Source organism: Campylobacter concisus (genome assembly GCF_015679985.1).
GTDB lineage: Bacteria > Campylobacterota > Campylobacteria > Campylobacterales > Campylobacteraceae > Campylobacter_A > Campylobacter_A concisus_AC.
In genome coordinates, this window is record NZ_CP049239.1 from 1,249,748 (window position 1) to 1,264,326 (window position 14,579).

Consider the following 14,579-nt stretch of genomic DNA (forward strand, 5'->3'; position numbering starts at 1 on the left):
GCTCCTATTTTTATACGAAATTTCTCTCTCTTAAAAGCGTATAAAGTTTGATAGTCGAGATAAAAAATGTTACGATCGCTGGTCCAAGGATCACACCCCAAAACCCAAATGTCGTGATGCCTGCAAGCATCGCAAAAAATATAAGAAGTTCATTTATTTTTGTTGGTATTTTAACCAGCTTCGAGTTTATAAATTTAATAACAAGTGGTTTTAAAAGCGTATCAGCTGCAAATGAGATCACTACGATCGTATAAATTGCGATAGTTATCGCTGCTGCTATGTTGCCATTTGCAAACTCATAAATACTAATAGGCCCCCATGCCAAAATACCGCCAACAACTGGGATAAGCGAAGCAAAGCTAAAAAAGATACCAGTTAGCACGCCATCATATCCGTAAAAGCTTGTGATAATAGCAAACAAAAAGCCTTGTATTATCATATTTGCAATGGTTGAATAAAAAACCACGCTCATCACGTTGCCAACCTCGCTTAAAATAGACTCTGTGTCATCTTGTTTTAGCGGAAGTGCATATTTTAGATAGCTGATTAGTTCATTGCCGTAAAGATTGCAAAAGAAAAAAAAGACCAAAATAATGATCATATCAACGCCAAATTTAAGGCTTAACTTGCCCAGGCTTGCAAGATTTGTCGCAAGTTGAGAAAAAAGCATCTTAATATCAAGTCCGCCAATAAATTCTTTTATCTTTGGCTCTAAAAAATTTATCGACTCAGGCATCCTAAAATCATAATTTTTGATAAATTCGATAGTCTTTGTAACATTGTTTATATCAAAGCCAGCCGCGTATTTTGCGATCTCAACCACCGCATAAAGAAGTGGGGCGATAAATAAGCAAAGAAGCACAGATGTGGTAAGAGCCGATGAAAGCGTCTTGCGGTTTTTGGTAAGCGATAAAAATGCGATTTGGACATTTGAAACCGCGACAGCAAGCAGTGCAGCGATAAAAATATCAAGCAGATAAGGTTTAAAAAGATAGACCACCAACGCCAAAGCGCAAAATACAAAAATTCCAAAAAATAGTCTATTGTTCATCTTGCTCCCTTAAAATGGGGTAATTATAGCAAATTTATCAAAGTTGCTCATTTGCTTCCCAAATTTGCTCAATCTCTTTGCCATCAAGCTTGCAAAGCTAGCAAGTGTGGCTAGGCTTTTGATATTTTTAGCATGCTACTGGCGCTTAGTAAATTTAGATAAATTTATAGTTTTACGCAAAATTTCTAGCTCAAAAGCTCCTATAAATTTAGCCTTTTACGTACACTGAAAATTTGCCCCAATGATCTCGCATTCATCACAGACTTGAACATATATAGTTCCCTCGCCATCTACTAGACTTCCAAGAGGAATTTGTGCTAGATATTTCATGCTTTTGCTACATTTTGGACATTTTAAATACTCAGCATCTTGCTCCCACTGCGGATATCCACCAAGCAAAATTTCGCTATCTATCATATATGAGTAGTGAGCGCAAACCTCGCTAGCTAGCTCGAAATTTTGCCCATCGAGCGTTGCCACAGCATCTCTTAAATAATCTTCGCTATCACCCTCACCTACTACCTCTGTTTGCACGCTATTGCCATCATTTTGGCAAAAGTACTGCACAAGGCCAACGCATGTTGGGCAAAATTTAAGCACAGCATCGTTTTTAAGCTCTAAGTTAAGTCGTTTTAAGCTCTCTTTTTTGATTGTAAATTCCAGCATCTCACCGCTACAAAATTTACATTTTTCATCGTTTAGTGCTTTAAATTTAATGCTTGCCTCTGCGTTTTGGCTTGGCTCACATGTAAAACACCTATCAAAAACTAGGCTTTTTCTCTTACCACTCTCGTCAAAGCTCCAGCCAGCAACCTGAGCGTATGCATCAGTATCGACGTGAAGCTTTGCCTTCCAAGGCTTTGGCGCATTATAGAGCTTAAAAAATAGCTCCCTCACCACCTCATCGCCCTGCCATGCAAGTGCGCAAAGGATGTGATTTATTTTTACGATATTTTCAGCGCCATTTAGACTATTTATGAGCTCATCTCTCACGTCGCTTGGGGCGTTTTTGTAAATTTCAAATGGGTAGTATTCGCCCTGCTTGGTCACTTCTTTTATTATCTGCTCGTCGCAAATGCCATGCAGGTAGAAAATATAGACAAGATCGCTATAAATTTCATCATATTTGCCTATATCGTCTGTGTGAGCTAGGACATTTTTTAGCTTTTGCTTAATCTCAGCCTTGCTTAAACCTTGATAAAACTTCAGCTTCTCTTTTTGCCTGCAATCATAGCAGATCCCATCAAAGTAAATCGTCCTTTGCTCGCACTTAGGACAAAGATGTGGCTCACCCATTTTTGCTCCAAATTTAAATTTCGCTACTCAAAAAGCCCTTTTTCGATATCGATCTTGATGTTAAAGGTCTCAAAGCACTTCGCACTTGCGATCCTACCCTTTGCGGTGCGCTCGATAAAGCCATTTGCAAGCAGATATGGCTCGATGACATCCTCAACCGTGCCCTCATCCTCACTAAGTGCCGCTGCGATCGTGCTAAGCCCCATAGGACGGCGCCTTGCTTGCATCAAAATTTCTAAATACCTAATATCCATCTCATCAAATCCAAGCGAATTTACACCAAGTGCATTAAGTCCCTCTTTTGCACGCTCGTGACTGATGATTTGCTCGTCATTTACCTCGGCAAAGTCGCGGATACGCTTTAGTAGCCTAAGAGCGATCCTAGGCGTGCCACGTGAGCGTTTGGCGATCTCTAAAGAGGCGTTTTTGTCGCACTCTTTACCAAGCTTGGCTGATGCGATCTGTACGATACGGCTTAGCTCGCTGCTTGTGTAAAACTGCAGCCTAAAGTCCATTCCAAAGCGGTCTCTTAAAGGCGCTGAGATCATGCCAGCACGCGTCGTCGCACCTATTAGCGTAAATTTTGGCAGGTCTATCTTGATAGTCTGAGCAGCTGGTCCTGAGCCTATGATAATGTCTAGCCTAAAGTCCTCCATCGCAGGGTAAAGCACCTCCTCGATAGCTGGGCTTAGGCGGTGGATCTCATCGATAAAAAGCACGTCGCCCTCTTGTAAATTTGTAAGGATCGCCGCAAGATCACCACTCTTTTCTATCATAGGCGCTGCGGTCATTTTGATACTTACACCCATCTCGTTTGCGATGATGTGAGCAAGGGTGGTTTTACCAAGTCCTGGAGGGCCGTAAAATAGCACGTGATCTAGGCACTCATTTCGCTTTTTGGCTGCTTTTATAAAGACATCTAAATTTTGCTTGATCTTTTCTTGTCCGATATAGTCTTCAAATTTTGTCGGTCTAAGCGAGACTTCAAAGTCATTTTCAAAGCTTACTTTTTCGATTTCAACGATTCTATCCAAAGTTTTTCCTTCTAAATTTAAGGCTTCATTTTACGCTTTTATGCTTAATTTAAGCTCGTTTAAATTTATAATAAAAGGTGCTGCCCTCGCCATAGACGCTATCAACGCCGTATGTAATGCCATGTTTTTGGCAAATTTCACTGACGATATTTAGCCCAAGTCCAAAGCCACCTTGGATTTCATCCTCTCTGACGTATCTTTTCCAGATCTTTTTGACGTCCTTTATCCCCTTGCCAAAGTCCTGCACGCTAAGATTTATGCGGTCTGCTTCAAGCTCTAAATTTACTATTATCTCGCTCTCTTTTTGGCTGTATTTTATGGCGTTTGTTATGGTGTTGTCGATGATGCGCTGAGCTTCGACCTTGCTTAGCATAGTAAATGCATCGCCTTCTAAATTTGTCTTTATCTCAATGTGCTTGACATCAGCCACGCTTGAGAGAAATTTCACTCGCTCTATTATGTATTCGCCTAAATTTAGCCTCTCAAGTGGAAATTTGATGTAGCCTCGCTTTATGAAGTACTCGACATCTTCGTAGGTTATTTGCATCTGTTTTAGGGCGTTTTTGATGCGAGTTATATACTTGTTTTCAAGTCCAAGCATCTCAAGGTTCATACCAGCCACGCCAAGTGGGGTCTTTAGCTCGTGCATGGCGTCGTTAAAGAAGTTGTTCATATACTTTTGAAACTCTTTATAGGGCTTAACGCTACTTAGATATAAAAAATATACGATAAAAAGCACCGCTACAAGGATGACAATGAGCATAAGTGCCGCTAGAAATATACTTTTTTCATTATCAAGCTCTTTTTCAACGACAATGTAATAAGGCGTCTTATCCTTTATAAAAAAACTTTTATAAAACAAGCAGCCATTTTCTTCAAGTGTTACAAATTTAAAGTTACTTGGCTGCTTAGAGAGATTTGAAATAATTGGATTAAAATTTACATCATAGATCGCAAATTTATACTTTAAAGAAGGAGTTATATTTTCATTTTTTAAAAACGAATTTTTGATAATAGTTTCATGCTTCATCGCACCAAAAAGAGCTTTTGAAGTGCTATTTTTTTGGCTTAAATTTAAGATCACAAAGCTTTGAAAACAAAAAAGCGACATTATGACAAATGTCGCTATGATCTGGATCTTAAAGCTCTTGTGCATCTATCTTGTAGCCTATACGCCTCTTTGAAGTGATAAAGTCACTAGTTGTTTTGTTTCTTATCTTTAAAACATGCATTCTGATATCAGCGCCTTCTATTTCTTTGTCATTCCAGACAAGATCTCTTAGCTCTTCCATGCTGACGTAAGAATTTAGATGCGAAACTAGACACTCAACAAGTGCGACTTCTTTTGCACTAAGATCGACCATTTTGCCGTTTTTAAATAGCGCACGCTTGTTTAGATTAAAGCTAAACTCGTCATTGATCTTTACTATGTTTTTATCGTCAGTTCCATAGTATTTTCTCATAAGCTCAGCTACTCTAAATTTAAGCTCAGCAAGCTCAAATGGCTTTTTTAGGTATTCGTTACAGCCAAGCTCGTAGCCAATAGCCATATCGCCTATATCAACTAAAGATGTTGTTATCATGATAGGAGCGTTTGGATTTAAACTCCTTATGTACTTGATAACCTCATGCCCATTTACGCCAGGGACTTTTATATCAAGTATAAAAAGATGATAGAAATTTTTCTCTATCAGATCACACGCCTCTTGGCCATCGCTCACTGCTGTAACTTCATAACCAAGCGTCTGTAAAAACTCACAGACGCTCTCTTGAAACCCTAAATCATCTTCTAAAAGCAAAATTTTCAAATCTCTCTCCTAAAAAATAAGTTTTATTAAGATTTAACCCTATTGTAATATTTAATAGGTAAATTCAAAATTAAAATTATTTTTTAAGCATTAAATAAAAATTTGCCCCGCATAGACAATGTAACACCTTAGCAAAAAGACACCACATATTACGAATAATGCGTTGATCACGGCAAATTCGCGTTTAAAATCATGCACCTTTAAAACGCTTAAGTCTAAAATGATAGGCAAAGCCATACCAAAACCAATGACGCCAATATAAAACATCAGCCCAAGAGAATTTGCGCTAAGTGCGTTTGCTACGCTCTGCGCACCACTTGTGCTTGCACCTTTTACAACCATAAAAAGAGCAACTATGAGCAAAAACTCGGTAATAATCGCAAAAAAATCAAATTTTAATAAATAGTGTGCAATATCGTTTTGTCTTTTTGCCTTATCTTTTAGCACGCCAACAAGCAACGTAAATGCACCAGCACAGCTCAAGCCTGATACTAAAAATAATACCGGCAAGACTGATGTATTCCAAAGTGCGATCTTGTGAGCTGCACTTAGCAAAAAGCCTGTATATGCACCAACGCCAATGCCTAGGATAAAAAGTAAAATTTCAAGTAGGCTTGAAAGCTTGCTAGCAAAATTTGCAACCACGTCAAAAAGAGAAATTTTAAGCATTGCGATCTCGTTTTTAAATGCACCAAGCGCGTATATAACGCTAAGAGGCGTATAAACTAGAAGCAGTGCAACGCCTATTGACATGACTGAGTCGAAGTTGTAAAGCAAGAGTATCCAGTAAAAGCTAAGCGGCTTGCCAAGATCAAGCACCAAAAGAGCAAGTCCAAGAATGATCGCTAATGGAGCGATAAGAGCGGCTGCTTTAAAGTAATAGTTCTCTTTGCCATATTTTTTTGAAATGAGCACAGCAACGATGCTAGCACCCGCACTAAGTCCTGCTAAAAATAGATAAACGGCTATCGGCCAGCCCCAATAAATTTCAGAGTATTGAGCTAGGCTTCCTGACATGTTATTCATGGTGTGCTCCTTTTGTATTTGCGATCATCGCAAGTGAAGGTTTTGTGTTTAGCTCCGCTTTTGGCAAGTAGTATTTGCTCTCTTTTAATTTCTTTGAAATTTTAGAATTTTCATCATTTATATCGCCAAAAGTTAGGGCATTTGTAGGACAGACGCTAACGCAAGCTGGCTCTTTGCCCTCTTCTAGCCTACTCTCATAGCAAAATGTGCATTTTCCTATCTCGCCATCTGGCATGACGTAGCGAGCGTCGTATGGACAGGCTAGGATGCAGTATTTGCAACTAACGCAAATTCTGTGATCAAGCAGCGTCACGCCATCAGCCGTTTTAAAGCTAGCGCCAGTTGGACAAACCTCAACACAAGGTGCATCTTCGCACATAACGCAGCTTTGACGTAAAAAATCAGTCTTTAAATTTGGAAATGTCCCACTCATCTTCGCATGCACCTGCAAGCGGTAAAGTCCTCTTGGTACGTTGTTTGCACTTCTGCAAGCTACCGAACAGCCTTGACAGCCGATGCATAAATTTTCATCATGTATCATCATATATTTTTTCATTTTCTATCCTTACGCTTTACTTATGCTAACGCCAACATTTGTAACCATGGTTGCAGCCACTGGTCCTTCGGCTGGATTAAGAAGCACGCTTGTATTTAGCCCCACATGATCTATGCTCTTAAGAGCTGGAGTGATGTGTCCAAAGCCGTGATAGATAAAGAGCGTATCTTCTCTAATACCCTCAGTTACCATGAGCTTACCTTTTTGCTCGCCAAATTTATTTTTCACCACAACCATATCCCCATCACGTAAATTTTTACGTTTAGCTGTTTTTGGATTTATCCAAATAGGGCTATCACTCATAAGATCATGAAGCGACGGCACCGCCTGAGTGTGGCCATTGGTATGAATAGGTGTTTTGCCACAAGTTAGACAAAGATCATGCCCGTCAAATGTATCCATATCTTTGTCATTTAGCGCGCCATATCCTACAAACTGCGCTTCGACATCAGGCAAAAATAGCTCTATCTTGCCGCTTTTTGTTTTAAGCTTAGCCATATCATCCATTAGGCCATTTTCGCCTACAAATTTAGATGCGACTGGATATTTAGCAACAAATTTATCGATCATACCTTTTTCTCTAAACAAAATTCCCGGCTCATCCCACGTGATAAAGCCATCTTTTTCTAGCGCAGCAAGTAAATTTACATCTCCACCAGCTTGCTGCATCCTAAACTCACGTATGTCGTTCCAAGTGTAAAGCTCATCTATCTTCATGCGGCGTGCTAGCTCTCTAAAGATAAACGCCCCATCTTTTGTGTCGCCAACTGGATCAATAACCTTATTTCTTATCATATAAGCTGGCTTTAAACCTGACTTATCCTCTATGCCCTCGTCGCGCTCAAGGTAGCTACTCTCAGGCAAGATGACATCAGCAAATGTCGCCATATCGTTTAGATAGACATCGCTTACCACGATAAAATCAAGCTTCTTCATCGCCTCTATGCTCTTCATCGTCTCAGCAACGTTTATTAGGTGATTAAAGCGAATGTTAAACCAGCCTTTTATGGCGTATGGTTTCTCGCTTAAGATAGCGTCATTTATATCCATCAAAACGCCATGTTTTCTACTTACAAATTTATGCCTACCATTCTCGCCAGCAAAGTCTAGTCTGGTCACTTTTGGTACTTTAAATTTATCATCTGGATTTTTAAGAACTGGGAATTTATCCTCGCCAACTAGCTTGTTAAAGGTTTTAGCATTTTTGCCACCAAAAAGACCGCCTTTGACCTCCCAGTTACCCATCATCGCATTTGCCACCATGATGGCTTTTGTTCTCATATATTCGGCTTTCGTGGTGGTTGTCTTATGCCCAAAATCAAAAATAACTCTTGGGGCAGCTTTATAAATTTCATCAGCGATGCGTCTAACATCACTTGCTTTTATGCCAGTGATTGCCTCTTGCCATTCAGGCGTTTTGCCCTCTACGCTTTTAATGATCTCATCAAAGCCAGTTGTAAATTTTTCTATAAATTCTTTATCGTAAGTGCCATTTTGTATCCATGTATTTATGATAGCTAGCACAAAAGCTAGGTCAGTGCCAGGTCTAACTGGTAGCCACTCATCAGCCTTTGAAGCCACCACGCTAAATCTTGGCTCAAGTACAAGTAGCTTTGTATCTTTTTTGGCTGCAAATTTAGCAAGTTTTTTAGCATCGGCTATGACGATGCCTTCAAAGAGATTGTGACCAAAATTTACAACGTATTTTGCATTTGCAAAGTCTCTTTTTAGCTTAGCTATGCCGTACATCTGCTCGCAGACCATCTGATATGTGATCGGACAGCATGAAAAGTGTGAAAAGCAGTTTGGCGAACCATAAGATGAGGCAAAATTTACCATTAGCTTATGCGTTTGCGAGCTTTTACAGGTAAAGACAAAGCTTTCTGGGCCATACTTTTGCTTTATCTCAAGCATTTTTGAAGCAACTAGATCAAGTGCCTCGTCCCAGCTGGCCTCGCGCCACTTATTTTCTCCTCTCTCTCCAACCCTGATTAAAGGCTTTTTGACTCTATTTTCGTCATAAAGCTGGCTAAAACCAGAGCCACCTCTTGCGCAAAGCGAAGTCGCCGTACCGCCAGCTTTTGGATTACCGCTTAAGAAGCAAATTTTATTATCAACGACCTTTGCTTCGATAGGGCATCTTGAAGAGCACATCTCGCAAAAGCTGCGGACATACTTCTCATCTTGCTTTGCAGCATTTTCCAAAGCACCACCCGGCAAGGATGATGCAACCATACTAACTCCAGCACCGAATTTTAAAAATTCTCGTCTATTTAAGCTCATCTTTCTCCCTTTAAAGATATTTGCCTTTAGTTATTCTAGTATTTAAAGTTGAAAATAAAATTAAATTTTACTTAATATTTATATTTAGATTTTTAGTTTTAAAAAATTAGTATTCTAATATCAAAATAAGTAAAATTCTAAAAATTATAAATTTAATTAATATAATTTTTAACGCGATCTTATAAAAATTTTAAATATAAAATTTTGATTAAGGATTTTGAATAGAAATTAAAAATTTTAAAGGGATTTAAAAAAGCCGAGAGAGATCTCGGCTTAAGTTTGATTTAAAATACTTATAAAAGTATCGGAGCTATCAAAAATCCAAGTGCGACAGAAAAAGCAATAGCTAAAACGCCTGGAATAAAAAAGGAGTGGTTGAATATATATTTACCTATCCTAGTTGTTCCAGTATCATCCATTTGAACGGCTCCAAGAAGTGTCGGATATGTTGGCAACACAAACAATGCTGAAACTGCAGCAAATGATGCAACTAAAATATATGCGTCACCGTTATTTGCAGCAGTTAAACCAAGTGCGGCTATAACTGTAGGAATAAGTGCCTTTGCGGTAGCAGCTTGAGAGTAAAGAAGCATACTAGCAAAAAATAGCGCAACAGCTAGCATAAACGGATAGTCTTTAACAAAATCGCCGGCAAAATTTTTGATCGCATCGGTGTGATTTACCACGAAAGTATCTCCAAGCCACGCTACACCTAGCACGCAGACGCACGCAGTCATACCACTTTTAAATGTAGCTGTATTAAATAACTTATCAACTTTAACGCCACAAGTTAGTGTGATTAAAGTAGCGATAACTAGCATAAAGCTCATAATAGCGTTATCTCTAGTTAATACCAACACCTTTGTAGGTTTATCTGGATCTTCTACATATTTTACATTAGTAGTTGAGTCAGTTTTAACTTTTATATCTTTTGCGACAAGTTCATTAAATTTATCTGGACTTTTGGTCTCATAAATTTTTTCATAGCCTGTTACATAGCTTGGTTTTATCCAGCCTACGTTTTTACTAATAGCAGTAGCATATAAAACGACAGAGATAACACCAACTAAGAATATTAAAACAGATAGTTTAGCTCCTTTTGGAAGCTCTTTTTTCTCTTCGATTTTAACATCTTTGATTAGCCCTTCTTTAAGTCTTCTTTGATACTCTTTATCGCTACTTAGATCAAGATTATAAAATATATTTATAACAAGAGCTGTTAACATACAACCAATAAAAGTTGTAGGTATCCAGATAGCTAATAGTAATGGATAGCTAATGCCAAGTCCACCCAAAGCATGCTCACCAGCCATAAATACAACCGCTGCTGAAACTGGGCTTGCTGTAATAGCTATCTGACTAGCAACAACAGCTATACTAAGAGGCGCGCTAGGCTTAATATTTTGTGTCTTTGCAACTTCAGTAATAACTGGAATCATAGAAAATGCTGTGTGTCCAGTACCGGCAAATACAGTTAGCAGATAAGTGACAACTGGGGCTAAGAAATTTATGTATTTTGGATGTTTTCTTAGTATCCCTTCGGCTATTTGCACCAAATAATCAAGGCCACCAGCTACTTGCATCGCTGTAATAGCAGCTATAACGGACATAATGATTAAAATAACATCCCAAGGTATACTGCCTGCTTTTAATCCAAGTCCTAAAGTTAAAACTACGACGCCGATGCCACCAGCATAACCAATAGCCATACCGCCTAGTCTAACACCCAAAAATATCGCGCCAAAGAGCACGATCAACTGTAATATCAATGAAATATCCATTGAAAACTCCTCTATTAAATTTTATAACTAAAATTTTTACTTAAGCGTGCCAGAATTTTGACACGCTTTTAATAATACTTTGCTTAAATTTCTACCTAACCATGCTTGGATTTAGCATATTTTTTGGCTCTAAAATTTTATCGATCTCTTCTTTGCTTAGATAACCTCTCTCTAGGCAGATATCGCCAACTGCTTTACCTGTTTGCAAAGCTTCTTTAGCAATACTTGCAGATTTTTCGTAACCGATGTATGGGTTAAAAGCAGTTACGATACCAACTGAGCCTAGAACTGATTTTAAGCAAGCTTCAGGATTTGCTGTTAGTTTTCTTACAGCTTTTTCAGCTAGTGTTTTCATCGCGTTTTCAAGGATAAATATAGAGTTAAATAGCGCATAAGCGATGCCTGGCTCAAATGCATTTAGCTCAAATTCGCCTCTTTCTGAGCAAAGCATGATAGTTACGTCGTTACCGATTACTTCATAGCACGCTTCGCCTACAACCTCAGCAATAACTGGGTTTACTTTGCCTGGCATGATTGAGCTACCTGGTTGCATTTGCGGTAAATTTATCTCACCAAGGCCACATCTTGGACCTGAGTTCATCAAACGAAGGTCATTTGCGATTTTTGAAAGTCTAACTGCTGCAGTTTTTAACGCACCACTTACGTGAACGAAATCTGCAGTGTCTTGAGTAGCTGCGATGAAATCATCAGCTTTTTTGAAATCAACACCAGTGATATCTTTTAACTTTTTAACAACTACATTTTTATAATCAGGGTGGCAGTTAATACCTGTACCAATCGCAGTTGCACCCATATTTAGATATGTCATTGACTCGCGTGCAGCTGTTATCTTTTCTATATCGTTCTTAATATAGCTTGCAAATGCGTTAAATGTATTTCCAAGTGTTGTAGGAACTGCGTCCTCAAGCTCAGTTCTACCCATTTTAATGATATCTTTAAAATCTTTTGCTTTTTTCTCAAGTTCGTCTTTTAGTAGATTCATCGCAGCAAGCAAATCAGTAAGTTTTGCATAAGTTGCTACTTTTATTGAGCTTGGGTAAGTGTCGTTTGTGCTTTGTCCAAGGTTTGTATGATCGTTTGGATGGATGTATTGATACTCACCTTTTTTATGCCCCATGCTCTCAAGTGCGATATTTGTAATAACCTCATTTGCATTCATATTTGTACTTGTTCCAGCACCACCTTGAACCATATCAACCACAAATTGATCTAAAAACTCACCTGCTATTACTCTATCAGCGGCCTTTGCTAGTGTATCAGCGATCTTAGGATCTAAAACGCCAACCTCTTTATTTGCAAGTGCAGCTGCTTTTTTAATTTGTGCAAATGCTTTTACAAAATATGGATACTCTTTTAAAGTTCTACCGCTCATGTGAAAATTTTCGGTAGCTCTAAATGTTTGGATACCATAATAAAAATCGTCAGAAATTTCCAACTCACCTATAAAATCGTGTTCTTTTCTGGTTGCCATAACCATTCTCCTTATAAAAAATGTATTAATGAAATTATATAGATATTTAATATTTTAAATATTAATTACTACTTTATTTTTTTAAGCTTTGACTTTTAACCTAGATAAAACGACTTTTGGAAAAAAATTTATAGTAGCTTTTAAGCTATATTTAACAATATAGCTTAGATAAATTGTTGTTTTAATAATAATATTACTTTTTTATTATATAAAAAGCTCATAATTAGCTCAAATTTATTTAAATTTTTAAGCTTAAAAGGTAAATATATAGAAAAATAACATAAAATAAATATTAAATCACACTTTTTATATCTAAAAATATAAAAAATAAAGTTAAATTTTATTTCTAATATTACTTTAGAAAGTAAAAACTAAGTAAATATCACCATATTGCAAAGTAAATTTATTAAATTTTTAAATAGAGCCCTTAAACTAAGCATCATAAAAATATTATTTAATAAATTTTATTTTACAAATCTTACTAATACTTTAGAAAATTCTTATTAATTTTCTTTCTTATTTATAAAGTCTTTTTATTGGATTTTAATAATTTTTATAAGCTATTTTTAATTTATATAGCTAGATTAATACTTGCAAGATTTTGTAGTAAATATAAATTTTAATCTTGCCACTACAATCAGGAGCAAGAAATAACAAATTTTAGCTCTCAAACCCCAAATTTACTCTATATTCTTCGTAAGTACCTTTAAAATCAGCCACTTCGCCATTGCCTTTTAGATGTAAAATTCTATTTGCAAAGGCGTCTATTAGCTCCCTGTCGTGGCTCACGCAGATAACTGAGCCATTAAAGTTATAAAATGCCTCGCCAAGCGCGATGATAGCCTCGAGATCAAGGTGGTTGTTTGGTTCATCCATGACAAGTAAATTTGGCCTGTGAAGCATGAGCTGAGCTAGTCTCACGCGGTGTTTTTCGCCACCGCTTAGCGCGCCTACTGCCTTTTCTTGCTCAGCACCGCTAAATAGCATCCTGCCAAGGCACTTTCTGATCTCGTCGATGTCCTTGTTTTTGGCATCTTGCAAGTATTCATAAAGCTTTAGCTCGCCATCTATCTTATTTACCGTATCTTGGGCAAAATATCCTAGCTCAATGGTCGCGCCTATATGCACTTCGCCCGCATCAGGCTTTATCTCGCCCATTATGATCTTACAAAGCGTACTTTTACCAACACCATTATGGCCGATGATGGCTAGCTTGTCGCCTTTTTCAAGCTTAAAGTTAAAATTTTCAAATATCACTTTATCATCAAATTTCTTACTTACGTTTTTAAGCTCAATTAGTTCATTGCCTATCTCGCGGTTTGCACGAAATAGAATGCTTGGATCGCGCCTACTTGATACTGCGATCTCAGCAATATCTAATTTTTCAAGCTGTTTTGCACGTGAAGTCGCCTGCTTTGCCTTGCTCGCATTTGCTGAAAATCTCGCGATAAATTTCTCCAGCTCCTCTTTCTCTTTTAACTTCTTATCGCGCTCCATCTCATGCTGCTTTGCGATCAAATTTGCAGCCATATACCAGTCGTCATAGTTGCCTGAAAACTCGCGAATTTTCTTAAAATCCACATCCAAAATGTTTGTGCAAACTCTATTTAAAAAGTGCCTGTCGTGGCTGATAACCACAAGTGTGCCCTCGTGGCGATTTAGCTCGTTTTCTAGCCATGCGATCGCGTCTATATCAAGGTTGTTTGTTGGCTCGTCTAAAAACAAGATATCTGGCTTTGGAAAAAGCACCTGCGCTAGCAAAACCTTAACTTTATCTGAGTTTTCAACCTCGCTCATGAGCTTATCAAATTCATTTAGCCCTAGCGAGCTTAAAATTTTTTCTATCCTAGTCTCGTACTCGTAGCTTGGATCCTCCTCGGCGCTTATCATCTCAAGCTCGCTTAAGCGCTCATTTATCTCATCTGTAAATTCCTCGCTCATATAGAGCTTCTCTTTCTCTTTGACAGCGTCATATAGGCGTTTGTTGCCATAAAGCACGGCATCTTTTAGCGTGAAATTTTCAAACGCAAACTGATCTTGCCCAAGCACGCCAACCTTTAGTCCATTTTCTATGATGATCTCGCCGCTAGTTGGCTCGATAGCTCCGCTTAAAATTTTTAAAAATGTCGATTTACCAGCGCCATTTGCACCGATTAGTCCGTATCTGTTGTGGCAATTTAGCTTTAAATTTACATCCTCAAATAGCAAACTGCTTGCAAATCTTTGAGTAAGTCCCCTAACTTCTAACATTA

12 protein-coding genes are annotated in these 14,579 nt (G+C 38.0%); 1 reads left to right on the forward strand and 11 read right to left on the reverse strand.

Translation table 11 applies throughout. The features are described from left to right. Window positions 1-10: 10 nt before the first annotated feature. A complete protein-coding gene (locus G5B98_RS06390; protein WP_084042133.1) occupies window positions 11-1,051 on the reverse strand; it encodes an AI-2E family transporter in 1,041 nt (346 codons plus the stop codon). 43 nt (window positions 1,052-1,094) lie between these two features. Between G5B98_RS06390 and G5B98_RS06395 the strand changes: the two genes are divergently transcribed. Next, window positions 1,095-1,280 (forward strand): hypothetical protein, encoded by a 186-nt coding sequence (locus G5B98_RS06395; protein WP_196088164.1) that lies wholly within the window; start codon window positions 1,095-1,097, stop codon window positions 1,278-1,280. On the opposite strand, the gene G5B98_RS06400 is transcribed toward G5B98_RS06395, so the two are convergent. The 10 genes from G5B98_RS06400 to G5B98_RS06445 form a co-directional block, all read right to left on the reverse strand. Beyond that, a complete protein-coding gene (locus G5B98_RS06400) occupies window positions 1,268-2,347 on the reverse strand; it encodes a cytochrome C (RefSeq protein WP_196086388.1) in 1,080 nt (359 codons plus the stop codon). The two genes, G5B98_RS06395 and G5B98_RS06400, sit on opposite strands and share 13 nt — an antisense overlap. A gap of 23 nt (window positions 2,348-2,370) precedes the next feature. Beyond that, window positions 2,371-3,381, reverse strand: coding sequence for a Holliday junction branch migration DNA helicase RuvB (ruvB, locus tag G5B98_RS06405; RefSeq protein ID WP_194167887.1), 1,011 nt, complete (start codon window positions 3,379-3,381; stop codon window positions 2,371-2,373). 49 nt (window positions 3,382-3,430) lie between these two features. Further along, the gene (locus G5B98_RS06410; protein WP_196086389.1) at window positions 3,431-4,537 is read right to left on the reverse strand and encodes a sensor histidine kinase; all 1,107 of its coding nucleotides are present in this window, start codon (window positions 4,535-4,537) and stop codon (window positions 3,431-3,433) included. Continuing rightward, complete coding sequence (locus G5B98_RS06415) at window positions 4,521-5,189, reverse strand: response regulator transcription factor (RefSeq protein WP_054196949.1); 669 nt, start codon at window positions 5,187-5,189, stop codon at window positions 4,521-4,523. The genes G5B98_RS06410 and G5B98_RS06415 overlap by 17 nt, the downstream gene beginning before the upstream one ends. 90 nt (window positions 5,190-5,279) lie before the next feature. Then, window positions 5,280-6,215: an NrfD/PsrC family molybdoenzyme membrane anchor subunit gene (gene nrfD / locus G5B98_RS06420; RefSeq protein WP_196086390.1), complete on the reverse strand. Its 936-nt coding sequence runs from the start codon at window positions 6,213-6,215 to the stop codon at window positions 5,280-5,282. Then, a complete protein-coding gene (locus G5B98_RS06425) occupies window positions 6,208-6,771 on the reverse strand; it encodes a 4Fe-4S dicluster domain-containing protein (RefSeq protein WP_196086391.1) in 564 nt (187 codons plus the stop codon). Before G5B98_RS06425 ends, nrfD begins: the two co-directional genes overlap by 8 nt. A gap of 9 nt (window positions 6,772-6,780) precedes the next feature. Next, on the reverse strand, window positions 6,781-9,054 hold the full coding sequence (phsA, locus tag G5B98_RS06430; protein ID WP_196086392.1) for a thiosulfate reductase PhsA: 2,274 nt from the start codon (window positions 9,052-9,054) through the stop codon (window positions 6,781-6,783). A 293-nt stretch (window positions 9,055-9,347) separates the two neighbouring features. Continuing rightward, a complete protein-coding gene (locus tag G5B98_RS06435; RefSeq protein WP_054196953.1) occupies window positions 9,348-10,835 on the reverse strand; it encodes an anaerobic C4-dicarboxylate transporter in 1,488 nt (495 codons plus the stop codon). Between the two features lie 91 nt (window positions 10,836-10,926). After that, complete coding sequence (locus tag G5B98_RS06440; protein ID WP_196086393.1) at window positions 10,927-12,327, reverse strand: aspartate ammonia-lyase; 1,401 nt, start codon at window positions 12,325-12,327, stop codon at window positions 10,927-10,929. A gap of 660 nt (window positions 12,328-12,987) precedes the next feature. Then, window positions 12,988-14,577 carry an ABC-F family ATP-binding cassette domain-containing protein gene (locus G5B98_RS06445; RefSeq protein WP_196086394.1) on the reverse strand — a complete coding sequence of 530 codons (1,590 nt, stop codon included), beginning with the start codon at window positions 14,575-14,577 and terminating at the stop codon, window positions 12,988-12,990. Window positions 14,578-14,579 lie beyond the last annotated feature (2 nt).

Excerpts from the sequence above, each read along its gene's own strand:
- G5B98_RS06390 (WP_084042133.1), bottom strand. The coding sequence starts at position 1,051 with ATGAACAATAGACTATTTTTTGGAATTTTTGTATTTTGCGCTTTGGCG.
- G5B98_RS06400 (WP_196086388.1), bottom strand. The coding sequence starts at position 2,347 with ATGGGTGAGCCACATCTTTGTCCTAAGTGCGAGCAAAGGACGATTTAC.
- G5B98_RS06410 (WP_196086389.1), bottom strand. The coding sequence starts at position 4,537 with ATGCACAAGAGCTTTAAGATCCAGATCATAGCGACATTTGTCATAATG.
- nrfD (WP_196086390.1), bottom strand. The coding sequence starts at position 6,215 with ATGAATAACATGTCAGGAAGCCTAGCTCAATACTCTGAAATTTATTGG.
- G5B98_RS06425 (WP_196086391.1), bottom strand. The coding sequence starts at position 6,771 with ATGAAAAAATATATGATGATACATGATGAAAATTTATGCATCGGCTGT.
- phsA (WP_196086392.1), bottom strand. The coding sequence starts at position 9,054 with ATGAGCTTAAATAGACGAGAATTTTTAAAATTCGGTGCTGGAGTTAGT.
- G5B98_RS06435 (WP_054196953.1), bottom strand. The coding sequence starts at position 10,835 with ATGGATATTTCATTGATATTACAGTTGATCGTGCTCTTTGGCGCGATA.
- G5B98_RS06440 (WP_196086393.1), bottom strand. The coding sequence starts at position 12,327 with ATGGCAACCAGAAAAGAACACGATTTTATAGGTGAGTTGGAAATTTCT.
- G5B98_RS06445 (WP_196086394.1), bottom strand. The coding sequence starts at position 14,577 with ATGTTAGAAGTTAGGGGACTTACTCAAAGATTTGCAAGCAGTTTGCTA.